17 protein-coding genes are annotated in these 15,123 nt (G+C 69.9%); 10 read left to right on the forward strand and 7 right to left on the reverse strand.

From position 1 onward, the window contains the following. From msrA to LX88_RS15565, 3 genes are read left to right on the forward strand one after another with little or no spacing between them, the layout of a single operon-like run. Positions 1–498 carry a peptide-methionine (S)-S-oxide reductase MsrA gene (msrA, locus tag LX88_RS15555; protein ID WP_090063930.1) on the forward strand — a complete coding sequence of 166 codons (498 nt, stop codon included), beginning with the start codon at positions 1–3 and terminating at the stop codon, positions 496–498. Then, positions 477–977: an MOSC domain-containing protein gene (locus tag LX88_RS15560; RefSeq protein ID WP_258948485.1), complete on the forward strand. Its 501-nt coding sequence runs from the start codon at positions 477–479 to the stop codon at positions 975–977. Before msrA ends, LX88_RS15560 begins: the two co-directional genes overlap by 22 nt. Then, complete coding sequence (locus LX88_RS15565) at positions 974–1,693, forward strand: polysaccharide deacetylase family protein (protein ID WP_258948486.1); 720 nt, start codon at positions 974–976, stop codon at positions 1,691–1,693. The genes LX88_RS15560 and LX88_RS15565 overlap by 4 nt, the downstream gene beginning before the upstream one ends. On the opposite strand, the gene LX88_RS15570 is transcribed toward LX88_RS15565, so the two are convergent. Together LX88_RS15570 and LX88_RS15575 are read right to left on the reverse strand one after the other, a co-directional pair. Further along, positions 1,690–2,562, reverse strand: coding sequence for an SDR family NAD(P)-dependent oxidoreductase (locus LX88_RS15570; protein WP_258948487.1), 873 nt, complete (start codon positions 2,560–2,562; stop codon positions 1,690–1,692). The two genes, LX88_RS15565 and LX88_RS15570, sit on opposite strands and share 4 nt — an antisense overlap. After that, complete coding sequence (locus tag LX88_RS15575; RefSeq protein ID WP_258948488.1) at positions 2,562–3,287, reverse strand: SDR family oxidoreductase; 726 nt, start codon at positions 3,285–3,287, stop codon at positions 2,562–2,564. The genes LX88_RS15570 and LX88_RS15575 overlap by 1 nt, the downstream gene beginning before the upstream one ends. Positions 3,288–3,380: 93 nt before the next feature. Between LX88_RS15575 and LX88_RS15580 the strand changes: the two genes are divergently transcribed. Next, complete coding sequence (locus LX88_RS15580) at positions 3,381–4,052, forward strand: TetR/AcrR family transcriptional regulator (protein WP_258948489.1); 672 nt, start codon at positions 3,381–3,383, stop codon at positions 4,050–4,052. A gap of 1 nt (position 4,053) precedes the next feature. Here LX88_RS15580 and LX88_RS15585 read toward each other — a convergent pair whose 3' ends face one another. After that, positions 4,054–4,803: an NPP1 family protein gene (locus tag LX88_RS15585; protein ID WP_307790333.1), complete on the reverse strand. Its 750-nt coding sequence runs from the start codon at positions 4,801–4,803 to the stop codon at positions 4,054–4,056. A gap of 195 nt (positions 4,804–4,998) precedes the next feature. Between LX88_RS15585 and LX88_RS15590 the strand changes: the two genes are divergently transcribed. Both LX88_RS15590 and LX88_RS15595 read left to right on the forward strand, forming a co-directional pair. Further along, entirely contained in the window at positions 4,999–6,552 is a 1,554-nt protein-coding gene (locus LX88_RS15590; protein ID WP_258948490.1) for an amidohydrolase, read from the forward strand. Further along, positions 6,549–7,154 (forward strand): GNAT family N-acetyltransferase, encoded by a 606-nt coding sequence (locus LX88_RS15595; protein ID WP_258948491.1) that lies wholly within the window; start codon positions 6,549–6,551, stop codon positions 7,152–7,154. Before LX88_RS15590 ends, LX88_RS15595 begins: the two co-directional genes overlap by 4 nt. Here LX88_RS15595 and LX88_RS15600 read toward each other — a convergent pair. After that, entirely contained in the window at positions 7,140–7,961 is an 822-nt protein-coding gene (locus tag LX88_RS15600) for a siderophore-interacting protein (RefSeq protein ID WP_258948492.1), read from the reverse strand. The genes LX88_RS15595 and LX88_RS15600 overlap by 15 nt on opposite strands. A 76-nt stretch (positions 7,962–8,037) precedes the next feature. On the opposite strand from LX88_RS15600, the gene LX88_RS15605 reads away from it, so the two are divergent. Both LX88_RS15605 and argG read left to right on the forward strand, forming a co-directional pair. After that, a complete protein-coding gene (locus tag LX88_RS15605; RefSeq protein ID WP_258948493.1) occupies positions 8,038–8,520 on the forward strand; it encodes a hypothetical protein in 483 nt (160 codons plus the stop codon). A 79-nt stretch (positions 8,521–8,599) separates the two neighbouring features. Further along, on the forward strand, positions 8,600–10,045 hold the full coding sequence (gene argG / locus LX88_RS15610; RefSeq protein WP_090063938.1) for an argininosuccinate synthase: 1,446 nt from the start codon (positions 8,600–8,602) through the stop codon (positions 10,043–10,045). A 43-nt stretch (positions 10,046–10,088) separates the two neighbouring features. Here the strand turns inward: argG and LX88_RS15615 are convergent, their stop codons facing one another. Continuing rightward, positions 10,089–10,562 (reverse strand): hypothetical protein, encoded by a 474-nt coding sequence (locus LX88_RS15615; protein WP_258948494.1) that lies wholly within the window; start codon positions 10,560–10,562, stop codon positions 10,089–10,091. A 60-nt stretch (positions 10,563–10,622) separates the two neighbouring features. Between LX88_RS15615 and LX88_RS15620 the strand changes: the two genes are divergently transcribed. After that, positions 10,623–11,336, forward strand: coding sequence for a DUF1963 domain-containing protein (locus tag LX88_RS15620; RefSeq protein WP_258948495.1), 714 nt, complete (start codon positions 10,623–10,625; stop codon positions 11,334–11,336). On the opposite strand, the gene LX88_RS15625 is transcribed toward LX88_RS15620, so the two are convergent. Next, positions 11,317–12,534, reverse strand: a complete 1,218-nt coding sequence (locus LX88_RS15625; protein ID WP_258948496.1) for an MFS transporter — start codon at positions 12,532–12,534, stop codon at positions 11,317–11,319. The two genes, LX88_RS15620 and LX88_RS15625, sit on opposite strands and share 20 nt — an antisense overlap. Before the next feature lie 82 nt (positions 12,535–12,616). Here LX88_RS15625 and LX88_RS15630 point away from each other — a divergent pair, with 82 nt between their 5' ends. Next, positions 12,617–13,504: a LysR family transcriptional regulator gene (locus tag LX88_RS15630; RefSeq protein ID WP_258948497.1), complete on the forward strand. Its 888-nt coding sequence runs from the start codon at positions 12,617–12,619 to the stop codon at positions 13,502–13,504. Here the strand turns inward: LX88_RS15630 and LX88_RS15635 are convergent. Further along, complete coding sequence (locus LX88_RS15635) at positions 13,501–15,123, reverse strand: tannase/feruloyl esterase family alpha/beta hydrolase (protein WP_258948498.1); 1,623 nt, start codon at positions 15,121–15,123, stop codon at positions 13,501–13,503. The genes LX88_RS15630 and LX88_RS15635 overlap by 4 nt on opposite strands.

Raw genomic sequence — 15,123 nt, forward strand, 5'->3', positions numbered from 1 at the left:
GTGACGGAGAAGGCTGTTCTCGCGGGCGGCTGTTTCTGGGGCATGCAGGACCTGTTCCGCCGCCACCCCGGCGTCGTCTCCACGCGCGTCGGGTACACCGGCGACCCCAGCACGCCGAACGCCACGTACCGCCGCCACGGCAACCACGCCGAGGCCATCGAGATCGTGTTCGACCCTTCGTTGCTGAGCTACCGGCAGGTCCTGGAGTTCTTCTTCCAGATCCACGACCCGTCGACCCGCAACCGCCAGGGCAACGACATCGGCGCGGGCTACCGCTCGGCGATCTTCTACACCGACGACACCCAGAAGAAGATCGCGGAGGAGACGATCGCCGCGGTCGACGCCTCGGGCAAGTGGCCGGGCAAGGTCGTCACAGAGGTCACCCAGGAGTCGGACTTCTGGCTGGCCGAGCCGGAGCACCAGGACTACCTGGAGCGCTACCCGAACGGCTACACGTGCCACTACGTGCGGCCGGAGTGGCAGCTCGGCGAGCGTTGATCGAGATCGTGGCGCTGCACGTCTCACCCGTGCACGCCTTCGAGGGCCGTCCGTCGGACGGCCCTCGTCCCGATCCCGGACCTGTTTCGCGCTCCCAGGTGGAGATCAGGGCGGGCCTGGGCATCGTCGGTGACCGCTACTTCAACCACCCCGCGCACCGCAACGCGGCGATCACGATCATCGCGGCCGAGTCCCTCGAGCCATGGGCGGTGGACCCGCTGGTGGCGCGCCGCAACGTCGTCGTGCGCGGGTTCGACGTGGACTCGTTGCCGCGTGGTGCGGTGTTCAGCCTCGACAGCGGTGACGGGCCGGTGCGGTTCGAGGTCCATCGGCCGGCGAACCCCTGCGCCTGGATGGACCAGGTCATCGCTCCGGGTGCTTTCAAGGCGCTGCGAGGCAAGGGCGGGATCCGGTGCGTGCCGCTGGACGACGGGGTGCTGCGCACCGGGAAGTCCGCCGCGGCCATAGTGAGCGCATGAAGTGGTTGCGCCGCAAGCCAACGATCATCACGGCGGTAAGCCTCGCCTTGGTGCTGGTAGCCGCGATCTCCCTGTGGAACGTCAGCAGCGCCCGCACGTTCCAGTTCTTCGGTGACCTGGTCGACCGCGTCGAGACCGACGAGAAGGTGGTCGCCCTGACCTTCGACGACGGACCGGACCCCGCCGGCGCCCAGCAGGTCCTGGACCTGCTCGCAGCCGAGAACGTCCCCGCGACGTTCTTCCTCATGGGCCGCGACCTCGAGAAGCACCCGGAGCTCGGCAGGCGGATCGCGGACGCGAAGCACGAGATCGGCAACCACACGTACACCCACCAGCGCATGATCGGCGTCCTCCCGAGCACGGTGGCGAAGGAGGTCGAGGACACCGACGCCCAGATCCGCAGGACCGGCTACAACGGGGACATCCACTTCCGCCCGCCCAACGGCAAGAAGCTCTTCGCCCTGCCGCGTTATCTCCAGCAGCACGACCGCACCACGGTCATGTGGGACGTCGAACCGGACTCCGCGGGCACGCCCACCGCGCAGGAGATCACCGAGCAGACCCTGGCCCAGACCAGGCCGGGCTCGATCATCCTGCTGCACCCCATGTACGCGGCGAGGGAACAGACCCGGCAGGCGCTCAAGCCCGTCATCACCGGGCTGAAGGAGCGCGGTTACCGGTTCCTCACCGTGTCCGCGCTCCTCGGCAGGCGCTAGATCAGGTCCGCCAGTTCGACCCGGCGCAGGAACTCGCCGCGCACCCGGTCCGCCACCGCGTTCACGACCTCGGCGCCGTCGGACGACGGGTCGACGTGCACCCGGAACGGCGGCTTCGCCGCGCCGACGACGTCCACGATCGCATCGGCCACGGCACCGGCGTCCGCCCACGACGGCTCCAGCTCTGCGAGACGGACACCGACCTGGTCCATCAGGCCGGGGTAGAGCTCCTCGTACTCCGAGGCGCGGGACGTGTCGGCGGGCGTGCCGCTGCGCGCGAAGTGGTTGGTGCCTTGGGTGAACGCGCCCGGCACGACGATGGTGGTCTCGATGCCGAACCGCAGCAGCTCGGCGCGGTAGGAGACGGCGACCGCGTCCATCGCCGCCTTGGCCGCGAAGTACGGGGCCAGGTACGGGGGAGTGCCGCCGCGCGTAGAGCTCGAACCGACCCACACGACGTGGCCGGAACGCTGCCCCCGCAGGTGCGGCAGGGCGGCGCGGTTCACGCGCTGGGTGCCCAGGACGTTCACGTCGTACAGGTCCGCGTACTGCTCCGGTGTGAAGGCCTCGGCCGGGCCGGTGACCATGTGGCCCGCGTTGTGGACGACCACGTCCAGGCGGCCCTGCTCCCGGACGATCGACTCGATGGCCGTGTCCGCGGACTCCTGCGACTGCACGTCGAGTTCCACGGCGTGCACCTCGGCCTTGTTCTCGGACCCGAACGCGTCGAGGTCCGCGACGGCGGCCAGGTTGCGGCCTGACGTCTCCCTCATGCCCGCGTAGACCGTGTGGCCGGCGAGGGCGAGCCTGCGGACCGTCAGCGCGCCGAAGCCGCTGGACGCTCCCGTGACGACGATGACCTGGCCCATCAGATGATGCCTCCGTTCGCGCGGATGGTCTGGCCGTTGATCCAGCGGGCGGGACCGGCCAGGAAGGAGATGACCGCCGCGATGTCGCCGGTCGAGCCGAGGCGCTCCAGCGGCGGCTGCCTGGCGAGGGTGTCGATGGTGGCCTGGTCCTTGCCGTCGAGGAACAGGTCGGTGGCCGTGGGACCGGGGGCGACGGTGTTCACGGTGATGTCGCGGCCGCGCAGCTCACGGGCGAGGATCAGGGTCAGCGCCTCGACGCCGCCCTTGGACATGGCGTAGGCCCCGTACTGGGGGAAGCGCAGGCCCACCACCGACGACGAGACGTTGATGACCGCGCCGCCGTCGCGCAGCCTGCGGGCGGCCTGCTGGTTCACGATGAACGTGCCGCGGGCGTTCGTGCGCATGACGCGGTCGAACGTGTCGAGGTCCATGTCCGCCACGGTGCCGAGCGGCATGATGCCCGCCGAGTTCACCACGACGTCGACACCGCCGAAGGTCTCCTCGGCCAGTTCGAACGCGGCGGTGACTGCTTCCTCGTCGCCGACGTCGGCCTGCGCGGCGACGGCCTGGCCGCCGTTCGTCCTGATCTTCTCCACGGCTTCGTCGGCGGCGGTCTTGTTACCGGCGTACACGATGACAACGGCCGTTCCGTCGGCGGCGAGGCGTTCGGCGGCTGCCCGCCCGATGCCCCTCGATCCGCCGGTGACGATCGCAACGCGAGTCATGTCAGTGCTCCTAGCTGTTGTTTCCGTCGTTAACGCAATCAACGTAGCACCGCTATCGAATCATCGCTACCTTCAGCGTGTTATCGTCGATACATGGACACGAGGGAGCGTCTGGTGAGGGCCGCGGCCGACCTGCTGATCGAGGGCGGCAAGGAAGCGGTCTCCACGCGCGCGGTGGCCGCGGCCGCGGGAGTGCAGGCGCCGACGCTGTACCGGCTGTTCGGCGACAAGGACGGGCTGCTCGACGCCGTGGCGGGGTTCGGCTTCTCCGGCTACCTCGAGTCCAAGCACGCGATGGGGGTCGGCGGCGACCCCGTCGACGACCTGCGCGGGGGATGGGACCTGCACATCGGCTTCGGCCTGGCGCGGCCCGCGTTCTACCTGCTGATGTACGGCGAGCCGCGCAAGCGCGCGGCACGGCTGGAGGCGGACGCGATGCTCCGCGAGATCATCAGCCGCATCGCGGCGGCGGGCCGCCTGACGGTCCCGGTGGAGCAGGCGGCGCAGTTCGTGCACGCGGCGGGAATGGGTGTGGTGCTGGCGTTGCTCGCGACGCCGGAGGAGGACCGCGACCTGGGGCTCATCACGTTCTCGCGGGAGCAGGTCATCAGGGCGATCACGACGGACGCCGCACCGGACGAGTCCACGGACATCCCGAGCCGGGCGATCGCGCTGAGGGTGGCACTGGAAGAGGACCCGCCCCTGGTGCTGTCTCCAGCGGAACGGGCCCTCTTGGCCGAGTGGCTCGACCGGGTGGCGAAGTGACCTACGCGTTCGGGTCGAACGCGATCCCGGCCGGCTTGGCCTGACCGAGGTTGTGGTTGAACCCGCTGTCCTTGATCGCCAGGGACGCGCTGCCGAAGTTCGCGTTCACGAGCTTGTCGCGCACGCCGGCGGGGAAGCGGTCCCAGCTGACCAGGGCGGGGTACTGGTAGACCCCGTAGTGGTTCTCCGCCTGCTCGCCCGCGCCCGCGAGGCGGAAGCAGTGCGTGCTGACGCCGTCCTTGTGGTAGATGATCTTCGGGTGGGTGCCTTCCCACTGCACGTTGGCGCGCGGGTGGGTCTTGTACTTGCCGTGCTCCGACGTCGAGACGTATTGGGCGACGTCGTTCTGCACCCAGACCACCACGTGCTCGATGTCGTGGCGGTGGCCGCAGCAGTCCCAGCCCGGCACGGCCTGGTCCTTCTCGAAGTACAGGTCGTACAGGTAGGCGCACCAGCCGTTGTTGCACTTGGAACGGCTGTAGGAGTTGGTGTTGTCCAGGTCGGACCGGTCGTGGCAGTTGCCGTTCAGCGCGCCCGAGTTCTTCAGTCCGGGTGCGATGTCACCGGTCGGCGAGATCGCCGGGGTGGGGTAGCAGCCGTCACCGTCGTAGTCGAACGCCGGCTGCCACTTGCCGTCGGCCGCCTCGTGGTTGGCGGGGATGGCCCGGGGCGGGTCAGCGAGCGCGATGCCGGGGAACAGTGCTGTGATCAGCAGTGCTCCGGCGAGCGCGGACAGGAGTTTCTTCCTCAACAGCGGCCTCCGGGATGCAGGGGAGTGAGGCTTGCGAGGTCGAAGGTGGTACATGAACCACGTTCACGTCTAGGTAGTTCGCCAAATCTTTGCCATACCGGGAAATTAACAAGCCCAGGGGCTGGGGTTGATTCCCCGGCGTTCACCTGGCGAGGATCTACCGCGGACCCCCTGCACGGCCTACGAGGGACTCGCATGATCAAGGCGGACCTGCTGCTCACGAACGCCGAGTTCGTGACGCTGGACGGCCCGGCGTCCGCGCTCGCCGTGCTCGGTGACCGCATCGTGGCGCTGGAGGAGGTCCCCGCGCACGAGGTGGTCGACCTCGGCGGTGCCACCGTCGCACCGGGTTTCCACGACGCCCACAACCACATGGCGTGGTTCGGTCTCACGCTGTCCGAAGTGGACTGCCGGGTGACGAGTCTGGACGCACTGTACGCGGCGGTCGACGCCGCGCCGGACGGTGAGTGGGTGGTCGGCTTCGGCTACGACCAGAACAAGTGCGGCGGCCACCCGACGAGGGACGGCCTCGACCGCGTCGCCCGCGGCCGCAAGGTGTGGATCAAGCACGCGTCCGGCCACATGTGCGTGGTCAACACGCCCGTGCTGCGGGAGCTGGGGATCGCGGAGCGTCCGGTCGAGGTCTCCGGCGGGCTCGTGGTCACCGACAACGGCCGGCCGACGGGTCTGCTGCAGGAACAGGCCCAGCAGCTGGTGAACCCGCTCGTCCTGCCCTACCCGGTGGACGCGCTTGCCGACGCGATCGACCGCGCCGGGCGGGTGTACCTGAGCGAGGGCATCACGAGCTGCGTCGAGGCGGGCATCGGCGGCGGCTGGATCGGCAAGTCCCCGGTGGAACTGGAGGCCTACCAGCGCGCCCGCGAGCAGGGACGGTTGCACGTCCGCGTCGAGCTCATGATCGCCGCCGACGTCCTGCACCCGGTCACCGAACTGGGCCTGGGGCTCGACCTGGGCATCCGCACCGGTTTCGGCGACGACTGGCTGCGCATCGGCCCGGTCAAGATCTTCTCCGACGGCTCGCTGATCGGGCACACCGCCGCCCTGTGCCGCGACTTCGCCGACACCCCGGGCAACCGCGGCTACCTGCAGGACTCCCCGGACGCGTTGCGGGAACGGATCATCGCCGCCCACCGCGGCGGCTGGCGCGTCGCCACGCACGCGATCGGCGACGCGGCCATCGACCTGGTCCTCGACGCCGTCGAGGAGGCCCAGCGCCTCGACCCGCGCCCGGACGTCCGCCACCGTGTAGAACACTTCGGCGTCGCCCGCCCGGACCAGGTCGAGCGCGCCGTCGCGCTGGGCGTGATCGCCGTGCCCCAGGGCCGTTTCGTCAACGAGATCGGCGACGGCATGCTGCGAGCACTGGGCCCGGACCGAGCCGCGTGGGCCTACCGCCAGCGTTCGCTGCTCGACGCGGGCATGGTCGTCCCCGGCAGCTCCGACCGCCCGGTCGTGCGCGGCGCCCCGCTGCTGGGCATGCACGACATGGTCGAGCAGCTCACGTCGTCGGGCACGCCGTTCAACCCGGGCGAGGCGGTGACGGGCCTGGAAGCGTTGCGCGCCTTCACCTACGGCTCCGCGTACGCCTCCAAGCAGGAACATCTCAAGGGCACGCTGACCGTCGGCAAGCTGGCGGACCTCGTCGTGCTCTCGGACAACCCGGCGACAGCCGGCCGGATCAAGGACATCGAGGTGCTGCGCACCATGGTGGGGGGACGGTTCCGATGAGGCTCGTCGCTGCTTCGACGCTCACGCCGGACGAACTCGCGGACGTGCGGCAGATCTACTTCGACGGCTTCGAGCCGCACCTGCGCGCCCCGTTCGACGACCTGCTGGCCGACACCGCGCTCGTGCTGGTGGACTCCCGGCCGCTGGGGCTGGCGGTGCTGCGGGTCCTCGGCGGCACCGGCTGGGTCTACCTGCGCTACTTCACCGTGGGGGAGAAGGGCCGGGGTTTGGGCGAACACCTCTGGACGCACCTGCGCGTGGCGATGACCGGCGCCGGCCACACCCGGATCATCTACGACGTGGAAGACCCGGCCCAGCCCGGCATCGACCCTGCCGAGGAACGGATCCGGCACCGCCGCATCGCGTTCTACCGCCGCCTCGGCGCCGTGCTGCTGCCCGTCAACGGCTATCTGCCGCCCGAGGGCAGCGCCGGTCACCCGATGCTGCTGATGGCCGCCGACTACGTCGCCCAGACCCCGGCCGCCGCCGACGACCTCGGGCGGATCGTGGTCGCCGTGTACGAGCACCGGTACGGCATCGCGCCGTCCGATCCGGTGGTGACGAGGACGTTGCGGCTCAGCGGCGTCTCACATGCGGGCTGAGCCGACCTTCCAGTACCCGCTGAACATGATCGCCTTGCGGTCCACCCCGCGGTCCTTGACCAGGTGCCGGCGCACCCCGGTGGCGAGCCCCGACTCCCCGCACGCCCACGCGTACTCCACAGTGGACGGCGCCTTGTCCTGGATCGCCTTCAGCACGGCGGATCCCGGCTCGGCGTCGCCGCGCAGCACCCACTCCACGTCGAGGTCGACCTGGTAGGACTCGTCCGGCACCTCGGCGAACACGTGCACCGGCCGCGTCTCGACCTCGAGGATCGCGGCGAGGGCGGGCAGCGCGGTCTCGTCGGCCACGAGCAGCACCGATCCGCCTGCGGGCGGCAGGTAGGCGGAGCCGCCCGCGCGGAACCCGGCTTCGTCGCCCGCGATCGCGCGCCTCGCCCAGCGCGTGCCGGGGCCGGCGTCGCCGTGCACGATGAAGTCGACGTCGATCTCCGCCACGTCCCGGCGGTGTGCGCGGACCGTGTACCAGCGCAGGTCCGGGCGCGTGTCCTCCGGCATCGCGCGCAACGACGTGCGGACGTTGATGCGGTCGTCGGCCGGCATGACGAGTTCGCGGCCGGTCGCCATCAGCAGGCCGAAGTACTCGTCCGGTCCGGTCACCTCGAACGACGCGAACTCCGGCGCGTGGAAGGTGATCCGGCGCATGTGGTCGCTGAGCTCGGTCACCGCCGTGACGGTCATGACGAACTGGTCGAAGACCTCGCGGCGGTTCGCCGGGGCCATCATCATCTCGGCTGCCTTGGTGGCGGCCTTGAGGGTGAACCGGTCGAAGGCGGAGTAACGCGACATGCCCGCAACGTACACCTTTGGTTAGGCTTACCTAAATCACCGGGCCAAATCGAGATCGGGAGCGCACACTGCGGACATGTTCCCCAGGACCGCGCAACAACAATGGTGGTTCGAAGAGCCCGCGAGCAAGAATCGCAGCCAGGCCATAGGCCTGCGGCTCGCCATCGCCTACCGCCGGCGTGACGCCGAGGCCGTCGAACGGCTGCTGCCCGACGACGAGGGTGAGATCCGGCTCGTGATGGGCGCGCTGGAGAACGGTCTGCTCGGCCTCAACCAGCTGTACCCGCCCGGCCCGCCGGACGAGGTGTGGGAACGGGTCACGCCGATCATCGACGCCTGCGCGCCCAAGGGTGTCGCTCCGCGCGCACGCGCGTTGCTCGCGGCGATGACGGAGGCCATGTACAACGCGACCCTCGGCGAGATCTCCGAACGCAAGGAGCAGGATCCGTACGTGGGTGCGCACCTGTATGCGGCGATCACGGCGATGCGCTCCATGGAGCACGAGGGCAGCGTTCAACGCATGCAGGCCAAGGCCGATGAACTCGACCTGGCCCCCTGAGCTGTGGCGATCGTGTTGAGGCGCAACTAACAGACACCCCGGCGTGCATGCTCATACATCGTCGTGCATAATTCTCAACGTGTCCAAGGTGCTCACTTCACTTCCGGCCGGCGAACGCGTCGGCATCGCCTTCTCAGGTGGTCTCGACACCTCCGTCGCGGTCGCGTGGATGCGTGAGAAGGGCGCTGTGCCCTGCACGTACACCGCGGACATCGGGCAGTACGACGAGCCCGAGATCGAGACCGTCCCCGGTCGCGCGGGCACGTACGGTGCCGAGATCGCGCGTCTCGTCGACTGCCGTGCCGCGCTCGTCGAGGAAGGTCTCGCGGCGCTGGCCTGCGGCGCCTTCCACATCCGGTCCGGTGGCCGCGCCTACTTCAACACGACGCCGCTCGGGCGTGCCGTCACGGGCACCATGCTCGTGCGCGCCATGCTCGACGACGACGTGCAGATCTGGGGCGACGGCTCCACCTACAAGGGCAACGACATCGAGCGGTTCTACCGCTACGGCCTGCTCGCGAACCCGTCGCTGCGGATCTACAAGCCGTGGCTCGACGCCGCGTTCGTGACGGAGCTCGGCGGCCGCAAGGAGATGTCCGAGTGGCTGCTGGAGCGTGACCTGCCCTACCGCTCGTCCGTCGAGAAGGCGTACTCGACCGACGCGAACATCTGGGGCGCGACGCACGAGGCCAAGTCGCTCGAGCTGCTCAACGAGGGCATCGAGATCGTCGAGCCGATCATGGGCGTCAAGTTCTGGGACCCGTCGGTCGAGATCGCGGCCGAGGACGTCACCATCGGCTTCGACCAGGGCCGTCCGGTCACGATCAACGGCAAGGAGTTCCACGACGCCGTCGACCTCGTGCTGGAGGCGAACGCCATCGGCGGCCGCCACGGTCTCGGCATGTCCGACCAGATCGAGAACCGCATCATCGAGGCCAAGAGCCGCGGCATCTACGAGGCGCCCGGCATGGCGTTGCTCTTCATCGCCTACGACCGCCTCGTGAACGCCATCCACAACGAGGACACCGTCGCGGCGTACCACAACGAGGGCCGCAAGCTCGGCCGGCTGCTGTACGAGGGCCGCTGGCTCGACCCGCAGTCGCTGATGCTGCGCGAGTCGCTGCAGCGCTGGGTCGGCGCCGCCGTCACCGGCGAGGTCACGCTGCGGCTGCGCAGGGGCGACGACTACTCGATCCTCGACACGTCCGGCCCGGCGTTCAGCTACCACCCGGACAAGCTGTCGATGGAGCGCACCGAGGACTCGGCGTTCGGCCCGGTCGACCGCATCGGCCAGCTGACCATGCGCAACCTCGACATCGCGGACTCCCGCGCCAAGCTGGAGCTCTTCGCGAGCCTCGGCATGGTCGGCACCCGCCAGTCGGCGCTCATCTCGGCCCTGCCGGAACCGACCCAGCTGATCGGCGAGGTGCCGGACGGCGGCGCGGAGGCCATCGCCTCGCGCGGTGAGGTCTCGGCGGCCGACGAGCTGCTCGACGCGGCGGCCATGGAGTTCGGCACGGACTGACGAAACGGGGTGGGCGGGGACGACCCGCCCACCCCTGTCGGCGTCAGGTCTGCGGCCACATCGAGTAGATGACGTTGTCCTCGTCGGCGCACACGACCTGGGGCAGGATTCCTTCGGCGACCTGGTTGCACGACATCGAGCCGACCTTGATCGGCGGCAGCCCCGTCTTCGGCTCCAGGCGCTCGGCGTAGTAGTCGAACAGCACCGCTCCGGCCTGGTCGCAGTTCAGCCTGCCCTTCGGGGTCTCCACCACGACGGCCAGCATCGGCTTGCTGAGGGCTCCCAGAAACAGCTTGTCGCAGTACTGCGAGGGCAGGCTCTCGTACTGCTCGGGCGGCACCCCGTTCAGCGCGGTGGCCGCGGCCGACGTGGTGGTCGCCGGCTGAGTCGTCGGAGTCGGCTGAGTCGTCGGAGCGGTGGGCGACTCGGAGTCCGAACGGGAACCGGACCCGGTGATGTCCGGGGTGCAGCCCGCCGCGAGGACGGCGAGGAGCACGGCTGTGATCGAGAACCTCATGCCTGCGGGGTCGGTGCCGGCCTCGTTGTCGTTACCGCCCGGCGACTAGTCTTCCCGCTTGTGCCGATCAAGGATGAGTGGGCCCGGCCCGCCGTGCTGCTCAACCCCCGCGAAGGCGAACCGACGGACGCCGACAGCCACATCGGCGGCCCGATGCTGTGGCCGATCGACGAGCCGTGGCCGTGGTGCGACGGCACCCGGCACGACGACCTCAACCCCGAGGCGGTCGGCGTGCGGATGCCGTTCGTCGGTTCCGTGCAGCTCTACCAGCGCGACTTCCCCGAACTCCCGTTCCCCGCGGGCACGGACCTGCTGCAGGTCTTCCTGTGCACGTTGCACCACGACCTCGACGACTGCTTCGGCCCGGACGTGCGCCTGGTGTGGCGCGACTCCACGACCGTGGTCGAGCTGATCGAGGAAGAGCCGGAACCCTCTGTGCAGGAGGAGATCTACACGCCCACGGTGAACGTGCTGGAGCCGATCAGGTTCACCGAGTACGCGCACTCGTTCGACCGGCCGGAGGAACTGCAGGACGAGGACTGGCCGGAGACGTCGGCCGGGACGAAGATCGGCGGCTGGACGCCCTGGTGGCAGACCGGGCCGGTCACGTTCACCTGCCCCGAGTGCGGCTCGGAACAACGGCAGATGCTGTCGCTGGGGACGCGTGAGCCGTCTGGTGAGAACGTCGAGTGGGCGTTCGGGCGCGAAGGGAACCTGAACATCCTCGCGTGTGAGAACGACGTTCGGCACCCGTTCAGGAAGCACGTCGACTGAGCGCCGCCACTCCGCCCAGCAGCACCAGCAGGACCCCGGCGAACCACGCCATCACCGTCGTGGGCGCGAGGAACCGCGTCGCGAGGCCGATCGACAGCGACGGCACGCTCAACCCCAGGTAGGCGATGAAGAACAACGTCGCCAGCGCCTCACCGCGCTTCTCGGGCGCCGCCATCCGGCTGACCGCACCGATCGACGCCTTGAACTGCACACCCGCGCCCACACCGGCGATGGCGCCGCCGACGAGGAACAGCGGGAAGCTCACCGCGGCCATGCCGGCCACGACCAGCACGATGCCGAAGGCCTGCCCGCCCAGGCCGAGCCGACGCAGTGTGGCCGGTGCCAGGCCGCTCACCAGGGTCTGCGCGACAGCGGCGCCACCGAACACGAGGAACACCACGAGCCCGGCCAGCAGGCGCGACGGGTGGTGCAGTTCGCCCGCCACGAAGCCCGGCGAGACGGACGTGAACACGCCGAACATCGCGAAGGCGGCGAACGCGCCCAGGGCCGCGGCGAGGTAGCCCGTGCGGTCGCCGTGGTCGGCGCTGATGCGTTGTGGACGGTAGGGGACCTGCTTGCGGACAACGGTTTCCGGCGTGAGGGCGACCGCGGCGATGCTCACCACGAGCAGCACGGCCAGCACGACGTACGGGGTGCTCAGCGGTGAGGGCGCGTACTGCGCGAGCACGCCCGCGACCAGCGCGCCGACGCCGAGGCCGCCGATGTTCGCGGCGGTCGACACGATCTCGAACCGGCGCGGGGAGGCGCCGGGGCGGTGCCGGGCGTGCAGGTCGTAGAGGTAGGCGGTGGCGGTCGCGGCGATCATGCCGACGCCCAGGCCGTTGACCACGCGCGCGACGATCAGGACCGGCAGCGACGTGCTGGTCAGGAAGAGCAGCGCGGAGACGATCTCCAGGCCCAGCGCGGGGATCAGGACGGTCTTGCGGCCCGCCCAGTCCGAGATGTGGCCCGCGAGCACAAGACTGATCACCACGCCGACGGCGAAGGCGGCGAACACGACGGTGATCGCGAACGTCGAGAAGCCCTCGCGGGCGACGTAGAGCGGGAACAGCGGGGCGGGGACGGTCGAGTACGCCATCGCGACGAGGAACGTCCCGGCGACGGCCCAGAAACCGCGCCCGTGGCGCTTGCTGACGGTGGCTCGTTCGGTGACCGGTGAATCGAGGAGCAACGACATGCCACCACCTTGCGGTCCAGCGAGCATCTCGTCCAACGAAAGTTGAAGCTGACGATCATCACTTTGTGAGATAATCGCTGGTGTGGACCTCCGTCAGCTCGAATACTTCGTCGCGGTCGCGGAAGAGAGCAGCTTCACCCGTGCCGCCGCTCGCGTGCACGTCGTGCAGTCCGCCGTCTCGGCCGCGATCAAGACCCTCGAACGCGAGCTCGGCGCCGCGCTGCTCGACCGCAACTCCAAACGCGTCCTGCTCACCGACGCGGGGGAGGCGCTGCTGCCGAAGGCCCGGGCGGTCCTGGACGCCGTGGTCGAGGCGAAGGACGCGGTGGCGCAGGTCCAGGGCGGGCTGAAGGGCACCGTGCGGGTCGGCACGCTGACCGCGATGACCCTGGTCGACCTGCCCGGTCTCCTCGGCGAGTTCCACCGCCGCCACCCCGGAGTGCTGGTGCGCACGAGTGCGGCGACCGCGGGGTCGGCAGGCCTGGTCGAGCAGTTGCTGGACCGCCGGCTCGACCTCGCCTTCGTGTCGTTGCCGGGGGAGGTGCCGGACGGGATCGTCCTCGACGCGCTGGCCCACTCGGTCATGGACCTGGTCGTGCCGGACGACCACCCGCTCGCCGCCAGGGCCGAGGTGTCCCTCGGCGACCTGGCCGGCATGGACTTCATCGACTCGCCGCTGGGCTACGGCAACCGCGCGGTGGCCGACCGGGCGTTCGCCGCCTGCGCCGTGCCCCGGCGCGTGACCCTGGAGATGTCCGACATCTTCACCGGCGTCGACTACGTCCGCAACGGCCTGGGCATCGCACTGCTGCCGAGCTACATCCTCGGCGACGCGAAGGGCGTCACGACGCTCAAGGTGACCGGGGCCGACCTGCGCTGGCCCATCGGGCTGGCGAGGCCGGCGGACCGCGCCCCGGCCGCGGCGGCCAGGGCGTTGATCGCTGTGGTGCACGAGTTCCTCGACCGCTAACGCGTGCAGGTGAAGCTCGACGCGCTGTCCGGATCGCCCGCGCGGTAACGGGGCCAGCCCGGGTACTCGCAGAGCGGACGGGTGCGGTCGTGGGCGATGTCGGCCACGACCGGGTTCTTCGGCGACCGTCCACTCTCGACCCAGCGTTCGAGCGCGGTGAGCGAGTCCCACCCGGCGGCGAACGACGGCGTGCCGAAGTTCGCGTGGTTGGCGCCGGGCACGAGGTAGTACCGCAGGAACCCTTGGGTCGTGGCAGGACCGAGCCGGTCGCGCACGCGGTCGAAGTAGTCGTTCGTCGAGCGGTGCGAGACCAGTTCGTCCGCGGCGCCGTGGAGCAGGACCAGTTTGCCGCCGGAGCGTGCGAACGGGCCCAGGTCCACGTCGTTGCGGTCCTGGATGGTCGACAGGTCGCTGATCCGGTCGAGCCACTTCCCCGGACGCAGGGGGTCGAGGTCGAGCGGGTTGAAGCCGGGGTCGCGGGTCAGGAAGTACTTGACCCACTGGTCCCAGTACTGCATGCCGTACCCGCTCGTGGCCGGCATCGGGTCGGCCGGCGGGGTCGTGCCGAACCCGAGGAACGGGGTCCGCATGTCCGCGCCCGACAGGAACGGGAAGCCGGGGTACCCGGTCTCCCCGCTCGCGACTCGGTACGGCCAGCGCAACGGTGCCGACATCGCCTTCACTGACCCGATCTGGGCGTCCGACAGGCAGGTTTGGCCCGTGTCCGCGCCGTCGGGGCAGCGCAGGACACGGGGGTCGAAGTGGCAGCCGGCGAGGTTCGAGACGACCCCGTCCCGGACGCCGTCCAGACCGTCGCACGCGGTGATCACGCTGTCGTACAACAACGTCTGCTTCGCCGGACCGGGGAACGCGCCCGGCCGGGCCAGCACCCGCGTCAGGTGTCCCAGGTACAGGGCCTCGGCGAGGTTGTTCCACGCGGGATAGCCGGAGATCACGCCGTCGAACGCCCGCGGCCACCGTTGCGCGACGATGAGGGCCTCACGCCCGCCCGTCGAGCCTCCCGCGAAGTACGTCTCGGCGGGACTGAGGCCGTAGGCGCGCCGGATCAGGAACAGGCTCGCGTCGTACGTCTTCTTCAGCGCGTCACCGGCGGCGAAGTTCCGCACCGCCTCGTCGTTCACGCCGAACGAACCGTCCAGCGAGGGGACCGCCACCGGGCCCTGCTGGTGGCCGGAGTCGCTGGCGAACGTCGCGTACCGCCGGGCCAGGGGAGCCGGCGCGTCCGCGGCGGCGAACGGCACGTTCCCGGTGAGAGCGGGAATCGTGCCGTTGTACCCGCCGCCGCCGAACATCATCGCCTTGTGGTTCCAGCCGTGCGGCAACGCGATCCGCATCTTGATGACCGGAGCTGAGGGGTCGACCGGGCGGAGGTCGGCGTCGGCCTGGCAGTACTCGATCGTCTGTCCACTCACGACAGCGTTCGTCGTGGTGGCCGCCCGCACCCGGCCACCGGTGGTGGGCAGGCTGATGGCGGAGGCCGGGATCTCCAGCTGGTCCAGCCCCGCGCACGCCGGGACGTTCCTGGGCGGGGTCGTCGCCAGAGCGGGATCGGCGCCGAGCAGCAGAACCACGGTGGCCAGCACGACGGACGTCTTCAC

The organism is Lentzea californiensis (assembly GCF_024648825.1).
In the GTDB taxonomy this organism is placed as follows: Bacteria; Actinomycetota; Actinomycetes; order Mycobacteriales; family Pseudonocardiaceae; genus Lentzea; species Lentzea californiensis.

Bases quoted from the DNA above. Each gene is read 5' to 3' on its own strand.
- LX88_RS15565 (WP_258948486.1), top strand. From the start codon at position 974: ATGAAGTGGTTGCGCCGCAAGCCAACGATCATCACGGCGGTAAGCCTC.
- LX88_RS15570 (WP_258948487.1), bottom strand. From the start codon at position 2,562: ATGGGCCAGGTCATCGTCGTCACGGGAGCGTCCAGCGGCTTCGGCGCG.
- LX88_RS15575 (WP_258948488.1), bottom strand. From the start codon at position 3,287: ATGACTCGCGTTGCGATCGTCACCGGCGGATCGAGGGGCATCGGGCGG.
- LX88_RS15580 (WP_258948489.1), top strand. From the start codon at position 3,381: ATGGACACGAGGGAGCGTCTGGTGAGGGCCGCGGCCGACCTGCTGATC.
- LX88_RS15590 (WP_258948490.1), top strand. From the start codon at position 4,999: ATGATCAAGGCGGACCTGCTGCTCACGAACGCCGAGTTCGTGACGCTG.
- LX88_RS15595 (WP_258948491.1), top strand. From the start codon at position 6,549: ATGAGGCTCGTCGCTGCTTCGACGCTCACGCCGGACGAACTCGCGGAC.
- LX88_RS15600 (WP_258948492.1), bottom strand. From the start codon at position 7,961: ATGTCGCGTTACTCCGCCTTCGACCGGTTCACCCTCAAGGCCGCCACC.
- LX88_RS15605 (WP_258948493.1), top strand. From the start codon at position 8,038: ATGTTCCCCAGGACCGCGCAACAACAATGGTGGTTCGAAGAGCCCGCG.
- LX88_RS15615 (WP_258948494.1), bottom strand. From the start codon at position 10,562: ATGAGGTTCTCGATCACAGCCGTGCTCCTCGCCGTCCTCGCGGCGGGC.
- LX88_RS15625 (WP_258948496.1), bottom strand. From the start codon at position 12,534: ATGTCGTTGCTCCTCGATTCACCGGTCACCGAACGAGCCACCGTCAGC.